Source organism: Roseibium marinum (assembly GCF_002906165.1).
Classification (GTDB): Bacteria; Pseudomonadota; Alphaproteobacteria; order Rhizobiales; family Stappiaceae; genus Roseibium; species Roseibium marinum.
On the sequence record NZ_PPCN01000002.1, the window covers coordinates 450,223 to 471,699 of the forward strand.

The window sequence follows — 21,477 nt, forward strand, 5'->3', positions numbered from 1 at the left end:
GCGCGTCTATGGAATGTCACCCCCTTTTGAACATGGAAGACATTCATGACCAACGCGACGTCCATCAACTATCAGAAATTCATCCCCTCGGTCGTGCAGAGTTTCATTGCCGCGAGTGGAGAAATCGGCAAGACGGAACTTGAGCCGAAGCTGCGCCACCTGATCGATCTGCGGGCCTCCCAGATCAATCAATGCGCCTATTGCGTGAAGATGCACACAAAGGAAGCGCTCGAGGCCGGCGACAGTCACGAACGCATCGAACGCCTGACCGTCTGGCGGCATGTGACGGATTTCACACCGGCGGAAAAGGCGGCATTCGCCTGGACGGAGGCCTTGACCAGTCTGGACGTCAAAACCGACTATGAAAGCCTGCGCGGCGCATTGCGCGAGCATTTCGAAGATGCTCAAATCAGCGCCATGACGTCGGCCATCGCCATGATCAATCTCTGGAACCGGATGCAGGTGTCGAACCATTAAATGAACGGGATTTCAGACAGCGACCTCTTCGAGGCCGTCCGTCCGCGCCTCGTTGGCCTGGCCTATCGCATGCTGGGCTCCATGGCGGACGCGGAGGATGCGGTTCAGGACACCTTCGTCAAATGGCAGGGCGTGGACAAGGCGTCGATCGCCAGTGCCGATGCCTTCCTGACAGCGGTGTGCACCAATCGCTGTCTGGACCTGTTGAAATCCGCCCACAGGAAGCGGGTCGACTATGTCGGCCCGTGGATTCCCGAACCGCTTCACATCGAGGCCGAGGCAACACCTGAAGGCGACCTGGACCGTGCGCAGTCGCTGACAACGGCTTTCCTGCTGCTCATGGAACGCCTTTCGCCGAAGGAACGGGCCGCTTATCTGCTCTACGAGGTGTTCGGCAAGTCCTATCCGGAGGTCGCTGCCACGCTGGACATCGGCGAGGCCGCCTGCCGGAAACTGGTGTCCCGGGCGGCAGGCCACCTCAAAAGCCCGGCGGCGCGGTTCATCCCGACGGCCGAGCATCAAAGCCGCCATCTCAATGCCTTCGTCAGCGCCCTTGAGACCGGGTCCACCGATCATCTTGCCGGGCTCCTGGCCGAGTCGGTCAGGCTTCAGTCCGACGGTGGCGGCAAGACGGCGGCCCTCAGGCGCGTTCTGGAAGGGCCGGATATCATCAACAGGTTCGTGTCGCGCATTCTCGGCCGTTTGTGGGCGCAGGGCCGCCGGGAAATTCTTGATATCAACGGTATTCGCGGCCTAGCACTGTTCAATGGTTCCGAAATCGAGACGGCGATGACGCTGGGCTATTCCGAGGACGGAAAGATCGATCAGGTCTACATAATCCGCAATCCGGACAAGCTGCAAAGACTGGCCGCGCCGTTCCGTCATGACCCGCGGAGCGGTGCGCTCTGGCATTGACGCCAGTTCTGGCTGCGTTCAGACAGAAGGGATGTGTCGATTTCGACACATCCGTGCCCGGTCATGTGTCAGACCCTACCCATTTTTTCGAAACGGCCCGGATGTTATCGGCCCCTGAAGTTTGATATTCTGCGGGAACAGGCACTTTTTCAGAAGCTGGCGATGCATGGCACGGACTTTGCGATAAATGTGCCGACCAGCCACCGTGCTGTCCGGTCTGAACGGCCGTCATTCCGAAATGTCTGGGAGGACATCCGATGAAAAAATTCGTTCTCGCCGCTGCAACCGCGGCGACTTTTGCCCTGTCCGCGACCGCCCATGCGGCCGACGCCTGCGATGATGGTGAAATCGTCATCAAGTTCAGCCACGTGGTAGCCGCGACCGGTCACCCGAAGGGCGACGCAGCAACGATGCTGGCCGACCGCGTCAACAGCGAAATGGACGGCAAGGCCTGCATGCAGGTGTTCGCCAACTCGCAGCTCTTCGACGACGACAAGGTGATGGAAGCCCTGCTTCTGGGCGACGTTCAGCTTGCCGCGCCGTCCTTGTCCAAGTTCGAGGCCTATACGCTGAAGTTCCGCCTGTTCGACCTGCCGTTCCTGTTCCAGGATCTGGACGCGGTCGAGCGCTTCACCACCGGTCCGGACGGCAAGAAGCTTCTGGGTTCCATGACCGACTACGGCTTCCTGGGGCTAGGCTACTGGAGCTCGGGCCTGAAGCAGTTCTCTGCCAACAAGCCGCTCCTCGTGCCGTCCGATGCAGAGGGCCTGAAATTCCGCGTGCAGACCTCCGACGTTGCGGTCGCCATGATCGAAGCCATGGGTGCCAATGCGCAGAAACTGGCCTTCAAGGAAGTCTACGGCGCACTGCAGACGGGTGTGGTGGATGGTCAGGAAAACTCCTGGTCCAATATCTACACGCAGAAATTCTTCGAGGTTCAGGACGGCATCACGGAAACCAATCACCAACTGCTGGCCTATCTGCTCGTCACATCCGATGAGTGGCTGAACAGCCTGGATCCGGACGTCCGCGACCAGTTCGTGACCATCGTCGAGGAAGTCACAGCCAAGGCCAATGGCGCGGTTGCCGAAAAGGAAATGGCCAACCGGGGCCGCATTGTGGAGGCCGGATCCACCATCCGTGAACTCAACCCCGAGCAGCGCAAGGCCTGGGTCGATGCGATGAAACCGGTCTGGGAAAAGTTCCAAGGTGATATCGGCAAGGAGTTGATCGACTCCGCCGTTGCGTCCAACAACGCCAGCTGATCGCGGGCCGCCACGAAACTCCGGAGGGCCGGTGGGAGCATCCTGTATTCATCTGAACGCGGGAGGTCCTGTCCGGCCCTTCCTTCAAAGGTCCCGCCGCCGCGGCTACGCGGTCACGGAGACGCATAAGGGCCGGTAGGCCTATTTGGGGGGAACGCATGCAACGCGTCGACAATTGGGTCACGCGCTTCGAGGAGGGGGTTCTGGCCTTTCTTCTGGCGGCGATGACCATCGTATCCTTCACCCAGGTGGTGGCGAGATACGGGTTCAATTCCGGCTGGACCGGAGCCCTGGAGTTCACACGCATCCTCTTCGCCTGGCTGATCCTGTTCGGCATGAGCTACGGCGTGAAGATCGGCTCCCATCTGGGCGTCGACGCGGTCATCCGCCTGTTTCCCAAGCCGATGTTCCGCGTGGTCGCCGTCTTCGGCGCGCTGTGCGGCGCGGTCTATGCCCTCACCCTGCTGCATTCCGAATGGCTGCACATTTTCGGACTGAACACCCGTGGCGGCGCCATCGACTACTGGCAGAAGATGTACAAGATCGGCATCGGCCTCGACGATCTGCGTTATCCGCAGGCCATCATCGAGAATTTCGGAACCCAGGAACGCGTCCAGCGCTGGATCGCCTATCTGATCCTGCCCATCGGCTTGGCTCTGTTCCTGTTCCGCTGCCTTCAGGCCGCCTGGCAGATCGTCACCGGCGAGCGCGAGCTGATGATCGCCGCGCACGAGGCGGAAGACCTCGTTGCGGAAAACAAAGACATTCTGAAGGACTGAGGCGGGACCGATGGAAGCTGCAATTCTCTTTATCCTCGTCCTCGGGCTTTTGTTCCTGGGCGTCCCTATTGCCATTTCGCTGGGCCTTTCGAGCGTTCTGGCGATTGCCCTTTTCTCCAATGACTCGATCTCCTCGGTGGCCCTGCAGCTGTTCACGGCGTCGCAGAACTACACCCTTCTGGCGATCCCGTTCTTCATCCTGGCCTCCGCCTTCATGTCGACCGGCGGTGTCGCCCGTCGCATCATCCGCTTTGCGATTGCCTGTGTCGGCCATATTCGCGGCGGTCTGGCCATCGCGGCGGTCTTCTCCTGCATGCTGTTCGCGGCGCTGTCCGGTTCGTCTCCCGCCACCGTGGTCGCCATCGGCACCATCGCCATCGCCGGCATGCGTCAGGTGGGCTACACGAAGGAATTCGCGGCCGGTGTCATTGCCAACGCCGGCACGCTCGGCATCCTGATCCCGCCCTCCATCGTCATGGTGGTCTATTCCGCCGCGACCGATGTGTCCGTCGGCCGGATGTTCCTGGCCGGTGTTATTCCGGGCATCGTGGCCGGCCTGATGCTGATGACCGCCATCTATGTCAACGCGCGCATCAAGAAAATGCCGAAGCAGCCCTTTGCCGGTATGGGCGAGATCCTCGGCGCCGCCGGAGAAGCCGCCTTCGGGCTGCTGCTTATCGTGATCATTCTGGGCGGTATCTACGGAGGCATCTTCACACCGACTGAAGCCGCCGCCGTTGCCGCTGTCTACGCGTTCCTGATCGCGATTTTCATCTACCGCGACATGGGTCCGCTCAAGGACGTGCCGATGCGCAAGGACGGCGAGACCATCGTGTCAGCGGTCCTTCGCAATGTCCTGCTGACCGTCATCTACTTCCTGCCCGGCTGTATCCATGCCGATACGAAGAAAGTACTGATCGACGCGGCCAGAACGACGATCATGCTGATGTTCATCATCGTCAACGCGCTGCTCTTCGCCCACGTTCTGACGTCCGAGCGGATCCCGCAGGCCATTACCGACTGGATGATCGGCGCCGGGTTCAACTGGTTCACCTTCCTGATCGCGGTCAACATTCTGCTGCTGCTCGGCGGCCAGTTCATGGAACCGTCCGGCCTGCTGCTGATCGTGGCGCCCGTGGTGTTTCCGATTGGCATGGAACTCGGCGTCGATCCGGTACATCTCGGCATCATCATGGTGGTGAACATGGAGATCGGCATGATCACGCCGCCGATCGGGCTCAACCTGTTCGTGACCTCGGGAATAACGGGCATGAGTCTGGTGCAGGTGGTCCGGGCGGCGGCGCCGTTCGTAATGATCCTGTTCGTATTCCTGATCCTGATAACCTATGTCCCGATCATCTCCACCTGGCTGCCCTACAGCCTGATGGGACCGGAGATCGTCACCAACCGGTAGGGTGCCGGACTATAAGCAGCTTCAAGCGGCGGGCCTTCGGGTCCGCCGTTTTCACATGGCGAGGACGCTCCTTGCCGCCGAAAAAAAACCGGCCCCTGGAGGGGCCGGCTGAAACCGTCTGTACGTTTTGGCGGGAGACCTTAAACGATGCTGCCCAGCTTCATCGCGACGTTCATGTCGCCTTCCACCTGCATCTTGCCGCCCATGAAGGCCGCCGTCGGGTTGAGGTCGCCTGACAGAAGATCGCCCAGGTCCTCGGCGGTCATCTTGATGGTGCAGTCGGCTTCCTGGTCCTCGTTGGATACCTTGGAGCCCTGCAGATAGATGATGCCGGTCTCGCCGAGATCGAACTTGACGCTTTCTTCAATGCCGCCATCCGCAACCTTCGCGCGGACACCTTCGGTTAGCTTTTCCAGGGACATCTGTCTTCTCCCGTTTGAATGAGGCGTGTGCCTCTTGTTGCCTCCTTGAAGCATGCCGTTTACGTAATCGTCAAGTGCTCTAGTCTTCCTCCGTTCGCCCGGGCGAACGGAAAACGGGCATAAAGCAAGGACGACGTCGCGACACATGCGCCTGCGGTGGCCTGTCCTGTCTCAGTGATTGTCCCGCGGCAGGCCCCTGGTATGGGCGACATCCTGGTATTTCACCGCCGGCTCCAGCACCATGCCCTTGTCGAACTGGCCGATCATGGAGCGCTGGATTTCCTGCCATGGGGTCTGGCTTTCGGCGTATTTGAACCCTCCGGCCGCTTCCAGGTCGGCGCGCCGCTGGGCCAGGTCCTCGTCGGAGATCAGGATGTCGGCGGTGCCTTTGCGCAGGTCGATCCGCACCGGATCGCCGGTTTTCAGAAGCGCCAGCCCGCCCATGGCCGCGGCCTCCGGAGAGGCGTTCAGGATCGACGGCGAACCGGAGGTCCCGGACTGGCGGCCGTCGCCGATACACGGCAGCGCGGTGATGCCCCGCTTGATCAGAGCCGCCGGCGGCTGCATGTTGACGACTTCCGCACCGCCCGGATAGCCGATCGGTCCCGTGCCGCGGATGAACAGCATGCAGTGTTCGTCGATGCCGAGATCCGGGTTGTCGATATTGTGGTGATAATCCTCCGGCCCCTCGAATACGATGGCCCGGCCCTCGAAGGCTTCCGGATCGTCCGGGTTGGAGAGATACCGGTTGCGGAACTCCTCCGAGATCACGCTGGTTTTCATGATCGCGCTGTCGAAGAGATTGCCCTTCAGGTTGATGAAGCCGGCGCGCTCCTTCATCGGCTTGTCATAGGGTTTGATCACATCCGGCAGGTCGGTGGTGATGCCCTGACAGTTTTCGCCCATCGATTTGCCATTGACGGTGACCGCGTCCGGATGCGGCAGTTTGCCGTGGCGCATCAGTTCCGCGACGACGGCAGGCACGCCGCCGGCATGGAAATAATCCTCGCCGAGATATTCCCCGGCCGGCTGCAGGTTGACCAGCAGCGGAACGTCGTGTCCCAGGGTCTGCCAGTCGTCATTGTCGAGCGCGATGCCGAGATGGCGGGCGATGCCGTTCAGGTGGATCGGCGCGTTGGTCGAGCCGCCGATGGCCGAGTTGACGACAATGGCGTTTTCGAACGCCTCGCGGGTCATGACGTCGGACGGTTTGCGGTCCTCGCGCACCATGTCGACGATGCGTTTGCCGGTCTCATAGGAGATCGCGCCGCGCTCCCTGTAAGGGGCCGGGATCGCCGCCGCGCCGGGAAGCTGCATGCCGAGCGCCTCGGCAAGTGAATTCATCGTGGTCGCCGTGCCCATGGTATTGCAATAGCCGACGGACGGCGCCGATGAGGCAACGAGATCCATGAAGCCTTCGTAGTCGATCTCGCCGGCGGCGAGCATCTCGCGGGCCTTCCAGACGATGGTGCCCGATCCGGTCCGTTCGCCCTTGTGCCAGCCGTTCAGCATCGGTCCGACGGACAGCGCGATGGCCGGAATGTTGACGGTTGCCGCGGCCATCAGGCAGGCTGGCGTTGTCTTGTCGCAGCCGATGGTCAGCACGACGCCGTCGATCGGATAGCCGTAGAGCAGTTCGACGAGGCCGAGATAGGCAAGGTTCCGGTCGAGGGTCGCCGTCGGGCGCTTGCCGGTTTCCTGGATCGGGTGCACCGGGAATTCAAATGCGATGCCGCCGGCTTCGCGGATTCCTTCGCGCACGCGCTTGGCAAGTTCCAGATGGTGGCGGTTGCACGGCGAGAGGTCGGATCCGGTCTGGGCAATACCGATGATCGGCTTGCCGGATTGCAGCTCTTCGCGGGTGATGCCGAAATTGAGATAGCGCTCGATATAAAGCGCGGTCATGCCCGGATTGTCCGGGTTGTTGAACCAGGCGGCGGACCGCAGCTTCGGTTGTTTGGTGTCGGTCATGGCGCCTCTTCCCTCAACTAAATCGCTTTAAACAACGCTGAGTGGATAAACACCAGCCGCACCGCGCTGTAAAGAGGAACGCAACTCAATTCCGTTCGGTATCGCTTCGCGGTGGATCTCAGGTCTGTCGGTTTTGCGCCTTCAGAAGCTGCACGCGTGAGGACGCGTCAAAGCGTTGCAGATCGTCTTCTATATGCAGCCATGTCAGGCGCTGCGAGGCGTGTGCGTGAAGCCGCGGAGCAAGACGGTTCGCCTGCTCGAGCACGCCGACCGGGATATACACCTGCCCCGGCAGATAATCGTAGCGTCCCGAGATCGGTGACCCGCAGTTTCCGCAGAACGTGCGTTCGACACCGGGAGTTGCCGTGACCTTTTGCCCCGCGTCCGGTGTAAACGTCACTGCGGCCGCGTCGAATGCCGCAAATGCCGCCACCGGCGCACCTGTGACCCGCCTGCAGTCGGCGCAATGACAATAGGCGATGGTCATGGGCTGGCGGGTTGCCCGGATCGTGGTCGCGCCGCAATAGCAACGGCCCGTAATTTCATTGTCTGTCGTGTCGTCTGATTTGATCATGCGTTTATGTTAAGGCAAAGCCGATGTTTTACGAAGCGTGTCGGCGACCGAAAACCGGGCGAACGCCCAAAGGATAGCCAGGCAGACCGCGAACAGCATCGGCGCCACCGAAAGGGGCACGATGAAGCCGGCGCCGCAGAGCCCTGCCAGAACCCAGATCCCGGTCAGAAGCCGCCTTGCGTGCAGCGCAAGCAGGTTGCGGCGCATGGCAAGGGATTTGAGGGCCGGAAACGCACCGATGTCGTCCGTGTTGCTGACTGCGATCGGTGCGGTGTCTTCCGGCTCTTCTCCCGGGGCCATGCAATCCCTGAGTTCCAGAGCGGTCCGGTCCTGCGAGAGTGTAAGTACGAGCGGGTTCGGCAGCCCGGCTCTGGAGACGGCTTCCCGGGCGGTCTCGCCGGGCCTGGGATCGTCGAGAAGTTCGAGCCCGAGCATGTCGCCAAGCGCTTTGCGGGTCTTCGGGCTGTCGCCGCTGAAAAGCCAGGGAACCAGGCCTTCGGTACGCAGGGCGAGGCCCGCAACGCCCGCGTCCTGGCGCAGGGTTCCTTCAAGGCCGAGCACGCCCACCACCCTGCCGCCGACGGCAACGCGCAGGACGGTTTTGCCGTCCGCCTCCAGCGAGCGGGCAATGGCATCGGCGGTGAAACTGTCGATCTGGAGCCGGTTGAGCAGAGCGGTGGTGCCGATCACCACTGTCTGGCCGCCGAGAAGGGCGACGACGCCAAGACCCGGAGCCGGCTCGAACCGGTCCGGCACTCTGACCGCCACATGCCACTGAGAGGCCAGTTGGCGCAGAGCGACGGCAACCGGATGGCTCGACTGGCCTTCAGCCGACGCGGCAACGGCAAGCAGGGTTTTCGGTTCGTTGTCGAACGCCATGACATTGGTGACCATCAGATCGGGACCGGACATCACCGCAGTCTTGTCGATGACGATATCCCGGGCCTTTGCGATCCGTGTGAACGCGCCCGGGCGGAGATCGCGCGCTCCGGCCGCCAGCGCGGCCTCGTGAAACACCTTGTCCGCGAATGCATTTATCCCGTCGATCAGGTGCGGCCAGGAGAGCAGCAATGCGGCCGCCATCGCGCCGGGCACCAGGGCCGGATCGAAGAGCCACCAGATCCAGGCCGTCACCGCCGTCAGCATGAGCGACCAGATGGCTTCCCGCAGGCCGTTCCTGTCGCCGCGGGGCGGAAGCAGGGCCACGCCGAAGGCTCGCAATGCCATCATGAATGCCGCAGAGATAGCCGGGCTGTTTATGTTGTCCGATATAGTGCCGGTGAGCAGAAGCAGCGCTGTAAATCCCAGAAGAAAAGAACTTATCGCGATTGTACTTAAGGTTAACGGGCGTCCAGTCATGCAATTTAGTGAAAAAGAAAGCGCGAGCAGAGAAAAAATGGAAGAAAACATGCTGAAATATAAGGCGCTGTACTTTCCGAAAATCAAAATCGGCTGGTCGGCTACGGTATTGCCGGAAGGCATCGCATTCATTGCAAAGACCAGAAAGACAACCGACGCCCCGGAGAATAGGAGCCAAAGATTTGAAGTAAAAGATCTTTTCGGCATGGCCGGAAACTTTCGCCTTGTGTTTTTTTGCTGTGCTTCCCGTTTTGCGTCGATGGCGCAGTTTTTTGGGAACGCGCTCAAAAATGCGGGATGGAGTTTCGCCGGGCAATGGCGTGGAGACGATGGAGCGAGTGAATTGCCGAAGCGTAAAGCAGATCCTTCGCAAAAGTGCCGAGCATTTGTGCAGGGCGTCGCTTGATTGCTTTTTCGCTTGGGGTAAGTTTCTTATGTAAAGAGTTTCAGAGCCTGCTGTATTTAAAGGCTCATCTTAAGTTGCCTGTTGGGCAGATATTATTTCGGGGTGTGATATATTGATGGGAGGGCCTAACAGCCCTCCCTTTTTATGATGTCACTTACTGCTTGCGTCCCGGGCGCGGACCTGCCCACGCTGTGAAACCCACCGTTTGATTGCCGCTTCGCAGAAACGCGTGCAAGTATTTCTAAGCCGAAGAAACCGCGGGGCCGGGAGGAGGCAAAATTTGCCGGGCCCGGACTCCATTGTGGTTATCGGCCGGCGCCAAACCGGGAATCAGGGTGGTTGCCCGAGTCAACCGTGCGACTCGGAAGAATCCGAAAAAAGACTCATCGTCAGGGACTTACATCGCCATACCTTCGGGTCAGGCGCTTTCCAGATTGGCGCGCGACAGCAGCTCCATGGACGGCATCAGATCCAGAAGTTCGCGTGTATAGGCGTGCTGCGGCGCTTCGAACAGTTGGTCGCACCCGGAGACCTCGCACAATTCGCCGTGGCGCATGACACCGATGCGGTTGCACATCTGCCGGATCACCGCCAGATCGTGGCTGATGAACAGCATGGTCAGCCGTAGTTCCTCCTGAAGGTCTTTCAGAAGGTTCAGAATCTGTGCCTGGATGGAGACATCGAGCGCCGAAGTCGGCTCGTCGCAGATCAGGAAGCGCGGCCGGGTCGCAAGCGCGCGGGCAATGGAAATGCGTTGGCGCTGCCCGCCGGAAAATTCGTGCGGGTATTTCTGCCCCGCAGCGGTCCCGAGGCCGACATGATCCAGTAGATCGTCGACGATCCGGCGGACCTCCGCATTGCCGGAGGCAAGTTTATGGAATCTGATCGGTTCGGCGATGATCTCCCTGACACGCATGCGTGCGTTGAGCGAGGAATAGGGATCCTGGAAGATCATCTGCATCTGGCGGCGCATCGCCAGCACGTCCCGGCGGTTTTTCAGCGATGTGAGATCCGTTTCGCCAAAAAGGATGGTGCCGCTGGTCGGTTGGTAAAGGCCGGTGACCAGCCGGGCGATGGTCGACTTGCCCGAGCCGCTTTCGCCGACAAGGCCGAAAGTCTCGCCTTGCTCGATATCGAAGCTGACCTTCTTGACGGCCTGGAAGTATTTCCGTCTGGACGGGAAGATCGATCCCCGCGTCTCGAACCGCATGTCGAGGTCCCGGATGCGCACGAGCGGACCGGAAACCGCGCTGAAGTCGCGGGCCTTGCCGAGCCAGTGGGTGGAAATATCGATCTGCCGCTGCGGCGTGCCCGCCGCCTCGATGTAGTTCACGACCGGAAACCGGTCGACCTTGATATCCGGCCGCGGCACCGCGGAGATCAGGCTTTGCGTGTAGGGGTGTTCCGGCGCGCCGAGAACCTGGTTGGTCTCGCCGTATTCCACAAGTCTGCCATGATACATCACCGCGACATGATCGGTGATGTCGGCGATGACGCCCATGTCGTGGGTGATCACCATCATGGCGACGTTCCGCTCGGCGCAGAGTTTTTTCATGAGCTCCAGGATCTGCGCCTGGATCGAGACGTCGAGGGCCGTTGTCGGTTCATCGGCGATCACCAGTTCCGGTTCCGCGCACAGGGCGAGGGCGATGACCACACGCTGGCGCATGCCGCCGGAAAACTGATGCGGATATTGTCCGATCCGCTCTTCCGGGTCGGGGATGCCGACCGCGTCGATCAGCTCCACGGCCCGCTGCCGCGCCTGCTTGCCGGTAAGCGGCAGATGGGTGCGGATGGTTTCCACCAATTGGGATTCGACGGTCTGCAGCGGGTCGAGCGAGGTCAGCGGGTCCTGAAAGATCATGCCGATCCTGCGGCCCCGCAGCAGGCGCTGCTGCTTGTAGGCCAGCCGGTCGATGCGCTGGCCGTGCAGGAAGATCTCGCCTCCGGCGATGTGGCCCGGCTCCTGCAACAGCCCGATTACGGCATTGCCGACCGTGGATTTCCCGGCGCCAGACTCCCCGACCACACCGAGAATTTTTCCGGCTTCGACACTCAGACTGACGTCGTCGACGGCGACAAAGACGGATTTCCGGCCCGGAAATTCAACCGTGAGATCCCTGATATCAAGCACGCTCATATCGCCCTCACCGCAGTTTCGGGTTGAGGGCGTCGCGCAGCCAGTCGCCCAGAAGATTGACGTTCAGGACCAGCAGGGCCAGGGCGAGACCGGGAAAGATCGCGATCCACCATTCGCCGGAATAGAGAAAATCATTGCCGATCGCGATCAGCGTGCCGAGGGACGGCTGGGTGGGCGGCATGCCGACACCGAGAAAGGACAGCGTCGCTTCCGTGACGACGGCAAGCGCGAGATTGATGGTGGCGATCACCATCACCGGGCCCATGACATTCGGCAGGATATGGCGCGCCATGATGATGACGGAAGGAAGGCCGATCACCCGGGCGGCCTGAACATATTCCTTGTTTTTCTCCACCATGGTCGACCCGCGCACGGTGCGGGCATATTGAACCCAGAAGGACAGGGCAAGCGCCACGATCAGGATGTAAAAAGCGAAGATGTCGCGGTCGAGCGACCCGAAAATGCCGTTCGCGACGCCGTCGATCAGCAGCGCGATCAGAATGGCCGGGAAGGTGAGCTGGACATCGGCGATGCGCATGATGAGCGCATCGATGCGGCCCCCCATGTAACCGGCGATCAGACCCAGTGTTATGCCGATGATGGCGGCGGCGAACACCGAACAGAAGCCGACGATCAGCGAGATGCGCATCCCGTAGAAGATGCCGGAGAGAAGGTCCCGTCCCTGGTCATCGGTTCCAAGCACGAAGCGCGGGTCGGAATAGTCCATCCAGACCGGTGGGACGCGCGCGTCCATGATCGATATGGAGGCCAGATCGAATGGGTCGTGCGGAGCGATCCAAGGCGCCAGAAAGGCAAGCAGAAACAGGATCAGCGTGCCGCAGGCAGCCACGACCGTGACCTTTGACCTCAGAAAGGCATGGAAGAAGTCGCTGTCCAGGATCCTGGTCATGCGCCCGGGAGCGGGTTGCGCTCCGCTCCGGTCCTGGACCGCGGCCTTGGCTTCTTCGTTGGAGACGGTGGGCATGGCTTGCTGTCTCCCTTACGGCCGTCCGACCCGCAGGCGCGGATCGATGAGGAAATAGAGAATGTCGACGATGAAGTTGATCGCCACGAACATGAAGGCGGTCAGCAGCAGATAGGCCGACATGATCGGAATATCGACATTCTGCACCGCCTGCAGGAACATCAGTCCCATACCCGGCCATTGAAACACGGTCTCGGTGATGGTCGCGAAGGCGATGATCGACCCGAGCTGAAGACCCGTGATGGTAACCACCGGAACCAGCGTGTTCTTGAGCGCATGTCGGAAATTGACCAGCCGGTCCGGCAGGCCACGGGCGCGGGCGAACTTGATGTAATCGGTGCGGATGACCTCAAGCATTTCGGCGCGGATCAGTCGCATGATCAGGGTCATCTGGTAGAGACCGAGCGTGATCGAGGGCAGGATCAGGGCCTTCAGGCCGGAAACCGTCAGGAAACCGGTGGTCCACCATGACCCGATCTGCACGGTCTCTCCGCGTCCGAAGCTCGGCAGCCATTGCAGCGTCACGGAAAACAGGAAAATCAGCAGGATCCCGATGAAGAATGTCGGCAGGGATATTCCTATGAGGGAGACCGAAAGAAACAGTTTGGAGACGGGCGATTCCCTGTTGAGACCCGCGAAGATGCCCATTGGAATGCCGACAACCAGAGCGAACAGCGCCGACGTGAAGCTGAGTTCAAGCGTCGCGGGAATGCGTTTGGCGAAAAGGTCCGAGACGGGCTGGCGGAACTGGTAGGAGGTGCCGAAGTCGAACCGCACCGCCTTGGACAGGAAATGATAGAACTGAATGGGGATAGGGTCGTTCAGCCCGAGCCGCTCCCGCAGAGATTCGCGTTCTTCAAGTGAGGTCTCGATACCGACCATCTGGTTGACCGGGTCGCCGACAAAACGGAACATGGTGAAGGACAGAAGCGCCACCACCAGCATGACAATCATCGCCTGTACGAAGCGGCGCGTCGCGAAACCAATCATATCGGCTCTTTACATCGGAACATGAAATACGTCCCCGCCCGGGCTTCGGGCGGGGACGTGGAGTTGGAAGCAGCGGCGTCAGTTCTTGGTCACGAAGCGGAACTTGAACTGATTGTCGGCACGTTGAATGAGCTGGACCTTGTCCGAAACGCCCCAGGCAAGACCCTGCTGGTGAAGCGGAAGGTAGTAGGCGTTGTCATGACTTATCCTGAAGGCCTCGGCGATAAGGTCGTCCCGCTTGTCCGGATCGATCTCGACCAGGATCTGATCGGTCAATTCGTCGATCTTGGCATCGCAGAAACCGCCATTGTTGAACGGCGAGCCGGCACCGGTCTCGTCGCGGCAGTTCATCAGGTTGTCGAGCACGTTCCAGCTGTCGAGGGATCCCGGCGTCCAGCCGAGCAGATAGAAGGACGTGTCGTAGCCGCCTGAAGCCAGGATCTTGGCGAAATACTTGGCTTTCGGCTGAGCGTTGAGATTCACCTTCACGCCGACCCGCGCCAGCATTGCCGTAACCGCCTGGCAGATGGCTTCGTCGTTGACATAGCGGTCGTTCGGGCAATCCATGCCGACGGAAAAACCGTCAGCATAACCGGCTTCCGCCAAAAGTGCCTTGGATGCTTCCGGGTCGTACGGATAGCGTTCGAACTCACCCGCCTTGGAGAACAGGAACGGCGAGATCATGATGGCGGTCGGCGTCGACAGATCCCGCATGACCTTCTTCTTGATCGCTTCGATGTCGATCGCCTGGTAAAAGGCCTTGCGGACTCTGGCATCCTTGAACGGGTTCTTGCCCTTCACATCCGAGTAGAGCAGTTCGTCGCGCATCTGGTCCATGCCGAGGAAAATGGTCCGCAGCTCCGGTCCGGTCAGCGCTACGGTGCCAGCATTGTCGTTGACGCGTTTGATGTCCTGAACCGGGATCGGATAGACCATGTCCAGTTCACCGGACAAAAGTGCGGCGACCCGGGTGGCGTCGGAGGAAATCGGCGTGAACTCCACCGTATCGAGATTGTGTGCCGGCTTATCCCACCAGCCATCGTTTTTTTCAAAGACGGTTTTCACGCCGGCTTCGTGACTGGCGATCTTGAACGGACCGGTGCCGTTGGCATGCAGCGCCGCATAGTTCGCCGCGGTGTCGGAGGCGGACGTCACCTTGACCGCGTCGTTTTCGGTCGTCCATTCCTTGTCCATTATGTAGAACGTATCCCACTCATAGTGCAGGATTGGGTTCGGGCCGGTCAGGACGAAATCGACTGTGTAATCGTCCACGATTTCGACCTTGGCATCGGCCGGAACGCGGGTGCTCAGATCGGACCCTTCGGAGTGGACGCGGTCGACGGAAAACGCGACATCCTCGGCCGTGAAATCGCTGCCGTTATGGAACTTGACACCCTTGCGCAGGTAGAACCGCCACCGGTTCGGATCGATGATTTCCCAGCGCTCCGCCAGACCGGGTTCGATCGCCAGATCGGCGCCCCTCCGGGTCAGCCCCTCATAGACATTACCAAGTGACGACAATGTGAAGGTTTCATTGAGGCTGTACGGATCCAGCGCGTTCAACGTGCCCTGAAAGGCGAATTTCAGTGTTTCAGCCTGAACAGCCGACCACGAACCCGCCACATATAATGTTGCGGCGATCACAAATGATTTCTTGTTCATTTTCCCCTCTTTCCGGTTTCCCGAACTGCAATCCGGGCACGGCAGCTCATCCCGCGATTGCACACCTGCCCTGCAGGATGGAACTATGGCACTGTAACTGACTGAGTTCAAATCGGTTCAACAGTCATTTTACGCCAGACCTGCTGTCAGTCTGTCTAAAAACGCGGCACACCGGTCCAATTCGGCAAGTTCGATGAATTCGTCCGCCTGATGAGCCTGGTCGATGGATCCCGGCCCGCAGATGACCGTTGAAAGCCCGTGGTTCTGGTAGATACCGCCCTCGGTCGCGTAGACCACCACATTGCGGGCGTTATCGCCGGTCAGGCGCCGCGCGAGCGTTTCGGCCCGGCCGTTGTCTTCTTCCTTGAGGCCGGGCACATTCGCCATCTCCTCCACACCGATCCGGCATTCCGAAGAAATCGCCCGCATATCGGGCAGGACCTCGCGCTCGATGAATAATCTATAAGCAGCGACCCAGTCTTCCACACTTTCCCCCGGCAAGATGCGGATATCTGTGACGAATTCGCAATATTCCGCGGTGATGTTGTGGGCCTGCCCGCCCTGGATCACGCCACAATGAAGCGTCGTGTAGGGTGGATTGAAGGGACAGCCGGGTTCGGCCCTGGCCTTGTTCTCCGCGGTCTTGCCGTCCAGCCACGTGATCAGTTTCGCCGCCGCCGAAATAGCGGAAACGCCCCTGTGCAACCGGCTGGAATGCACCGGGTGACCGCGGATACTCGTCTTGAGAACAACAATTCCCTTGTGTCCGGTCACCACTTTCATGCGTGTGGGTTCGCCCACGATGACGAGGTCCGGCCTTGGTCCCCGTGCGAGCATGTCCTCAATGAGTGGCGAGACACCGGTGCAACCTGTCTCCTCGTCATAGGACAGCGCGATGTGCACCGGCCTCTTGAGATCAGCGGACAGAAAATCCGGCACCTTCGCAAGCACCGTTGCGGCAAATCCCTTCATGTCCGCCGCGCCGCGCCCGTAAAGCCGTCCGTCGGCTTCCCAGGCGGTGAAAGGGTCCCGTGACCAGTTCTGGCCCTCGACGGGCACCACATCCGTGTGCGCCGACAGAACGGCGCCTCCGTCGAGCGCCGGGCCGACCCTGGCATGAAGCGAGGCCTTGGTGCCGTCACCGTTCGGAACCCGGACCGATGTCACGCCCAGACCGGCAAGGTATTCCTCGACAAAGTCGATCAGGGCGAGGTTGCTGCGGTCTGAAACCGTATTGAACGAGATCAGTTTCTTCAGCATGGCTCGCGGCGTACGGAACTGGCTCACGTTCTCTCCAGGCTTTTCATCGGATAGCTGCGGCGCCTTTGCCGCGAGTCGCGGTGCCCATCCTGGCATCAGGCACATAAAGGCCGTCCAGGCTGATCATCGTGAATATCTGCAAGGCGATTTCCTTGCCCCGCAACTTGATTTCCGACGTCTCCGCGCCGGAAACTTCTGCTTCCGCCGCATCGATCACGGCTTTGGAAACGGCGAGGAAACTGCCGTGAATCTTGTTTTCCGTCTCCAGCCGGCTGGCCGTGTTGACCACATCGCCGAGCGCGGTCAGGCCGCCCCGCGTGCCGTCGGTTCCCGCAGCGCCGATGCGGCCCAGGATGGCCGGACCCAGATGCAGCCCGATCCCGAGGCGGATCGGATCGCGGAATTGCGGTCCCTTTTCCGCTTCCAGGGCCTTCATGACGCTTTCGATACGCTTGCTGGCCCCGAGTGCCTGACGGGCTCCGGTCGCGGTATCGCAGTCCATACCGAAGATGGCCATGATGCCGTCGCCGATGAACTTGTCGACATAACCGCCTTCGGCGCGGATGGCTGCCGAGGCCTGATCGAGATAGCTGTTGAGAAGATGCACGACATCATAGGCGAGGTGGGACTCCGTGATGCGGGTGAAATTGCGCAGATCGACGAACATCACCGTCACCACCTGCTCGACCCCCCAGAAATAGGCATCCTGAAGGTGCCGGGTGGAGCCGGCCGCAGCCCTCACCGGAACCAGGGGCTGAACCTCGATATTTCCCCTGGGACGGATCTGGCAGGCCAGACGCACATTTTCCCCCGCCGCAATCCTGGTGAGCACGGCGGCTTCCGCTGCTCCGGGCTCGCTCAGGGTCTCGCTGCCCTTGAGGATACGCACCCGGCAGGTGGAGCAGCGCGCCCGGCCACCGCAGACGGCCGCGTGGGGTATGTCTTTCATCCGGCTCATCTCCAGAAGCGTCGGACCCGGAGACACGCGGGTTTTGAGGCCACCGGGATAGGTGACCGAAATGCCGGAGGCGAAGCGCTGAACCAGGTAGCGGATCAGAACGATGAGAAGGCTTATCAATATGAGGCCGAAAACAAAGGCCCTGAGCTGCAGGGCCAGGTCCTGGGCCCAAAGACGCTGTTCCGGCGTGACCTGCACCGCGATGTCCCGGGTGAGGGCCAGGCGCCGGGCCCCTTCGATCCAGCCCCACAGGGCCAGCACCGGCACGGCCGCCGCAAAAGTCGCTGCCAGCAGCAGGAGGCGCCGATAGAGGGGATAAAGCCTCAGCCAGAAATGCAGTCCGATCATGGCGTGGAACCAGACCACCAGCAACAGGATGGACTGGCTCAGGGCGCCTTCGGGCCACAGCATGGTCAGCATCTGCGAATAGACCGGCGCGAAACCGAATTCCCTGGCGACGCCCATGGTGAAGGAGACATGCGGGATCAGGGACCAGGGGATGTAAAGACCGAGCGCCAGCTGACTGAATTCCCAGCGTGACATCTTCAGGGTCCGGCGCCGGCTTGTCCGCCACAGGGCGAGCGTCACGTGGGTCAGCGCCGCGAGGATAAGGAGCGCTTCACCCAACGGGCTGCGCCAGACCCAGTAGTGCCAGGTCGAAGCCTTGTCCATCGCCTCGACGGAAATGATGCCGAGGGCGTGGTTGAGAAAGTGGCTTAGGCAAAAAGAAAACAGGACCAGCCCGCTCCACAGCCGCAGACGCTGGCGCCAGTTGCCCAGCCCTGGCCGCGATCTGGCCTCGGCCTGCCGGGATGCCGGTTTGACGGGAATGGAAGCAGATCCGGGCACGCTCATAGAGATCTCCAGGCATCCATGCCGGTTTGAAGGCGCCTCCCGCAGGCAGGCCGAACCGCATGAATGCAGCAATGCGGCCCGTTTGCAAAGAAAGAGACGCTTGTCAGGTCATCGAACGAGGATCAGTGGCGCGGAAGCCCCGTCCGGTCAACCCGGTGCGGGACCGCAATGGTGGAAAGTCTTTCCGGGTGCTTGAAACTCGATCCGTCAGACGCAACTGTCCGGCAGGACATTTGCACGGAGAGAAATGATCATGAAGGTCTACGGCATCAGGAACTGCGACACCGTCAAGAAGGCCCGTAAATTTCTGGAGGAGGCCGGGATGGAGTACGCGTTTCACGACTACCGCAAGGACGGCGTGGACGCGGACAAGCTGGCGGCTTTTGTCGGGGAGTTCGGCTGGGACACCGTGTTGAACAGGCGCGGCACCACATGGCGGAAACTGGATGATGCGACCAAGGACGCCGTCGTCGATGCCGCCAGCGCTCTCAGTGTCATGATCGAGCATCCCTCGGCAATCAGGCGCCCGATCGTCGAGGGAGAGACGAAGAACTTCATCGGCTTCGATCCCGTTGCCTGGGAAATGGCGCTGGAACTGGGCGAGTTGAAATAAAGGTGCAGGGCTGGACGTGTGTGTAAGATGGAGCCGGTGTTACCAGGTCCGCCGCGGACCGGTGTCGATGTGGTAATGGCCGGAGGAATAGTGCTTGTAGCCGCCGACCTCCTTCTGACCCTTCAGATAGGCGATGACGGATGAAGGGTTGCCGGCAACGGAGAAGTCCACCGCGCGGCAGTTCAGGTGATAGGAGCTCTTGGCGCCGCCCTTCCACCAGTTTTCCAGCCACCAGCGTTTGGTGGAATGTACGGTGACGCGGCCATAGCGCTTGGCCACACGGTTGAGCACCTTTTTCAGCTTGCGTGGCACGCACCAGGAGCTGTCGTCATAATCGATCGAATTGTGAGACGCGGTCATCCAGCCCATGCCGGTAACGCCGGCAACGGTGCCGCAGCCGGCGAGCGTGACGGAAAATCCGATAAATACGATCCAGGCGATGAGGCGCTGACGCATGACGGGCAAGCCTTGTCGAAACTGATTGCGATGTCGTCCCCCACGCCAAGGCTCGTGCAATTTGATTAAAATTGTGATGAAAAACGTGGTTAACGGCCAAGGAATTGGAAAGTTTCTGTCTCGTGTCCGGTCCGCTGCAACCGCTTGCCGGTAGGCCGCTGCAATTGGATGCATATTCGGTGTCTGATCCGCTATGCCCGTCCCGGTTCGGGCCGCAATTATCGGCCTCTGTCGGATTTTCATGCCGCGGTGCCGGTATTACAGGGTCACGTTGTTGCCGAAGCTGATGAAGAATACGGCCTCGACGACCGGCGCAGGCCGGCAGGGGTCCCGGGATAATTTGGAGACTTGAAGAACATGCCCGACAGCCTATTCGTTCTGACGCTGTCATGCGCGGACAAGCCCGGAATTGTGGCCGCCGTGACGACGGAACTTGCGGATTTCGGGGCCAACATCGCCGAAAGCGACCAGTTCTGGGACCGGGTCACCAATCAGTTTTTCCTCAGGATCGCGATCCTGGCCCCCGAAGGCGTCACGCTGGAAAGTGTCCAGAAGTCGCTGGATCCGGTCATCAGCCGGTTCGACATGAAGGCGAAACTGGTCGACACCGCCAGGCGGCCGAGGGTGATCGTCATGGTGTCGAAATTCGACCACGCGATGCTGCATCTTCTCTATCAGATCCGTGTCGGCTGGATGGATGCCGAGGTCGTGGCCATCGTCTCCAACCACGCGGACGGACGGCGGACGGCCGAACATGAGGGCATTGTGTTCCATCACTGGCCGGTGACCAGGGAAAACAAGGCCGAGCAGGAAGACAAGCTCCTGAAACTGGTCAAGGAAACCGGTGCCGATCTGGTGGTGCTCGCCCGCTACATGCAGGTGCTGTCCGACACTCTTTCCAAGCGGCTGTTCGGCAAGGTGATCAACATTCACCACTCCTTCCTGCCGAGTTTCAAGGGCGCGAAGCCCTATCATCAGGCCCATGCGCGCGGCGTGAAGATGATCGGCGCCACGGCGCATTACGTCACGCCGGATCTCGACGAGGGGCCGATCATCGAACAGGATGCGGAACGGGTCAGCCATGCCCTGTCCGCCGAGGATTTCGTCGCCCGCGGCCGGGACATCGAAGCGCGCGTGCTCGCCCGAGCCGTGAAATACCACCTGGAAAACCGGGTGATGATCGTCGGCAACAAGACGATCGTCTTCACCCCGTAAGCTTGAGCCTGTCCGCCGCACCCGAACGGGACTGGCCCCGTTTTTTTTGCCGGAGAACCCGGACCTTTACAGCACAAGCGCCCAAAGCGTGGCGGCGATCATCGCCACGGCCATTGAAACGGTGATCGCCCGCATCAGAGGGCCGTCGCCGATCACGGCGAGGATGGACACGCCGGCAAGCGCCCAGAGAGAATGAAACACCAAGCCGCCCAGGGTGAAGCCGGCGACCAGGATCAGGGCGTTTTCGTGAACGCTCAAGGTGTTCCCGGCCAGAAAGGTCGAGAACGCCACAAGGTTCATCGCCCAGGTTTTCGGGCTGAGCGGATGGATCAGCAACCCCTCCCAGAAACTCGGTAGGGCCACCTCACCCTTCGGCCTGACGCTCAGGGAAACGATGCGCCATGCGAGATAGGTCATATAGGCCATGCTCAGCACCTTGAAGATCGTGACGATCGGTCCGCCACCTGCCAACACATGTCCGAGACCGTAGGCCACACTGAGCTTCAGCGGCAGGGACCCGATCTGGGAGGCGACGATGACCGGGAACGCCGTGCGGTAGCCCGCGGACGCGCCGATCGCCAGAAAGGTCAGGTTTCCCGGACCCGGTGTGCCGGTCATCACGATGACGAAAACCGCGAAGGCGAGAAATGTGGCGGGATCCATGGGGTATCTCCGGATAGTTATCGATACAATCGATACAAAATTGGCGGAGATATCAATTGTCTTGAGAAATTGTATTCGTCAATGATAACATTGTCCTC

General features: G+C 60.6%; 20 protein-coding genes. 8 read left to right on the forward strand and 12 right to left on the reverse strand.

Going from position 1 to position 21,477, the window contains the following annotated elements; genetic code table 11:
• The first annotated feature begins 45 nt into the window (after nt 1–45).
• From CLV41_RS09050 to CLV41_RS09070, 5 genes are all read left to right on the forward strand, one after another.
• Nucleotides 46–477, forward strand: coding sequence for a carboxymuconolactone decarboxylase family protein (locus tag CLV41_RS09050; RefSeq protein ID WP_103221971.1), 432 nt, complete (start codon nt 46–48; stop codon nt 475–477).
• Nucleotides 478–1,392, forward strand: a complete 915-nt coding sequence (gene sigJ, locus CLV41_RS09055) for an RNA polymerase sigma factor SigJ (protein ID WP_103221972.1) — start codon at nt 478–480, stop codon at nt 1,390–1,392.
• Between the two features lie 257 nt (nt 1,393–1,649).
• Nucleotides 1,650–2,657, forward strand: coding sequence for a DctP family TRAP transporter solute-binding subunit (locus CLV41_RS09060; RefSeq protein ID WP_103221973.1), 1,008 nt, complete (start codon nt 1,650–1,652; stop codon nt 2,655–2,657).
• Between the two features lie 158 nt (nt 2,658–2,815).
• Nucleotides 2,816–3,436: a TRAP transporter small permease gene (locus tag CLV41_RS09065; RefSeq protein WP_103221974.1), complete on the forward strand. Its 621-nt coding sequence runs from the start codon at nt 2,816–2,818 to the stop codon at nt 3,434–3,436.
• A 10-nt stretch (nt 3,437–3,446) separates the two neighbouring features.
• Nucleotides 3,447–4,850, forward strand: coding sequence for a TRAP transporter large permease (locus CLV41_RS09070; protein ID WP_103221975.1), 1,404 nt, complete (start codon nt 3,447–3,449; stop codon nt 4,848–4,850).
• Between the two features lie 140 nt (nt 4,851–4,990).
• Here the strand turns inward: CLV41_RS09070 and CLV41_RS09075 are convergent, their stop codons facing one another.
• The 4 genes from CLV41_RS09075 to CLV41_RS09090 all read right to left on the reverse strand — a co-directional run bounded on the left by CLV41_RS09075 (nt 4,991) and on the right by CLV41_RS09090 (nt 9,047).
• A complete protein-coding gene (locus CLV41_RS09075; RefSeq protein ID WP_103221976.1) occupies nt 4,991–5,272 on the reverse strand; it encodes an SCP2 sterol-binding domain-containing protein in 282 nt (93 codons plus the stop codon).
• Between the two features lie 171 nt (nt 5,273–5,443).
• Nucleotides 5,444–7,243 (reverse strand): IlvD/Edd family dehydratase, encoded by a 1,800-nt coding sequence (locus CLV41_RS09080; RefSeq protein ID WP_103221977.1) that lies wholly within the window; start codon nt 7,241–7,243, stop codon nt 5,444–5,446.
• A gap of 118 nt (nt 7,244–7,361) precedes the next feature.
• The gene (locus CLV41_RS09085) at nt 7,362–7,817 is read right to left on the reverse strand and encodes a GFA family protein (protein WP_103221978.1); all 456 of its coding nucleotides are present in this window, start codon (nt 7,815–7,817) and stop codon (nt 7,362–7,364) included.
• Nucleotides 7,818–7,826: 9 nt separating this feature from the next.
• A complete protein-coding gene (locus tag CLV41_RS09090) occupies nt 7,827–9,047 on the reverse strand; it encodes an HAD family hydrolase (RefSeq protein WP_208987390.1) in 1,221 nt (406 codons plus the stop codon).
• Between CLV41_RS09090 and CLV41_RS09095 the strand changes: the two genes are divergently transcribed.
• Nucleotides 9,046–9,582, forward strand: coding sequence for a hypothetical protein (locus CLV41_RS09095; RefSeq protein WP_208987391.1), 537 nt, complete (start codon nt 9,046–9,048; stop codon nt 9,580–9,582). The two genes, CLV41_RS09090 and CLV41_RS09095, sit on opposite strands and share 2 nt — an antisense overlap.
• A 418-nt stretch (nt 9,583–10,000) precedes the next feature.
• On the opposite strand, the gene CLV41_RS09100 is transcribed toward CLV41_RS09095, so the two are convergent.
• The 6 genes from CLV41_RS09100 to CLV41_RS09125 all read right to left on the reverse strand — a co-directional run bounded on the left by CLV41_RS09100 (nt 10,001) and on the right by CLV41_RS09125 (nt 18,432).
• Nucleotides 10,001–11,722: an ABC transporter ATP-binding protein gene (locus CLV41_RS09100; protein WP_103221981.1), complete on the reverse strand. Its 1,722-nt coding sequence runs from the start codon at nt 11,720–11,722 to the stop codon at nt 10,001–10,003.
• Nucleotides 11,723–11,729: 7 nt separating this feature from the next.
• Nucleotides 11,730–12,707, reverse strand: coding sequence for an ABC transporter permease (locus tag CLV41_RS09105; protein WP_103221982.1), 978 nt, complete (start codon nt 12,705–12,707; stop codon nt 11,730–11,732).
• Between the two features lie 15 nt (nt 12,708–12,722).
• Nucleotides 12,723–13,697 (reverse strand): ABC transporter permease, encoded by a 975-nt coding sequence (locus tag CLV41_RS09110; RefSeq protein ID WP_103221983.1) that lies wholly within the window; start codon nt 13,695–13,697, stop codon nt 12,723–12,725.
• Between the two features lie 78 nt (nt 13,698–13,775).
• Nucleotides 13,776–15,359 (reverse strand): ABC transporter substrate-binding protein, encoded by a 1,584-nt coding sequence (locus CLV41_RS09115; protein ID WP_103221984.1) that lies wholly within the window; start codon nt 15,357–15,359, stop codon nt 13,776–13,778.
• Between the two features lie 129 nt (nt 15,360–15,488).
• Nucleotides 15,489–16,619, reverse strand: a complete 1,131-nt coding sequence (gene argE, locus CLV41_RS09120; protein WP_103221985.1) for an acetylornithine deacetylase — start codon at nt 16,617–16,619, stop codon at nt 15,489–15,491.
• 43 nt (nt 16,620–16,662) lie between these two features.
• Nucleotides 16,663–18,432: an adenylate/guanylate cyclase domain-containing protein gene (locus CLV41_RS09125; protein ID WP_103221986.1), complete on the reverse strand. Its 1,770-nt coding sequence runs from the start codon at nt 18,430–18,432 to the stop codon at nt 16,663–16,665.
• Between the two features lie 247 nt (nt 18,433–18,679).
• On the opposite strand from CLV41_RS09125, the gene CLV41_RS09130 reads away from it, so the two are divergent.
• The gene (locus tag CLV41_RS09130; RefSeq protein ID WP_208987392.1) at nt 18,680–19,045 is read left to right on the forward strand and encodes an ArsC family reductase; all 366 of its coding nucleotides are present in this window, start codon (nt 18,680–18,682) and stop codon (nt 19,043–19,045) included.
• A 39-nt stretch (nt 19,046–19,084) separates the two neighbouring features.
• On the opposite strand, the gene CLV41_RS09135 is transcribed toward CLV41_RS09130, so the two are convergent.
• Nucleotides 19,085–19,501, reverse strand: a complete 417-nt coding sequence (locus CLV41_RS09135) for a YcbK family protein (RefSeq protein ID WP_103221987.1) — start codon at nt 19,499–19,501, stop codon at nt 19,085–19,087.
• Between the two features lie 357 nt (nt 19,502–19,858).
• Between CLV41_RS09135 and purU the strand changes: the two genes are divergently transcribed.
• Entirely contained in the window at nt 19,859–20,716 is an 858-nt protein-coding gene (purU, locus tag CLV41_RS09140) for a formyltetrahydrofolate deformylase (RefSeq protein WP_103221988.1), read from the forward strand.
• A 66-nt stretch (nt 20,717–20,782) separates the two neighbouring features.
• On the opposite strand, the gene CLV41_RS09145 is transcribed toward purU, so the two are convergent.
• A complete protein-coding gene (locus CLV41_RS09145) occupies nt 20,783–21,379 on the reverse strand; it encodes a LysE family translocator (protein WP_103221989.1) in 597 nt (198 codons plus the stop codon).
• Nucleotides 21,380–21,477: the final 98 nt, after the last annotated feature.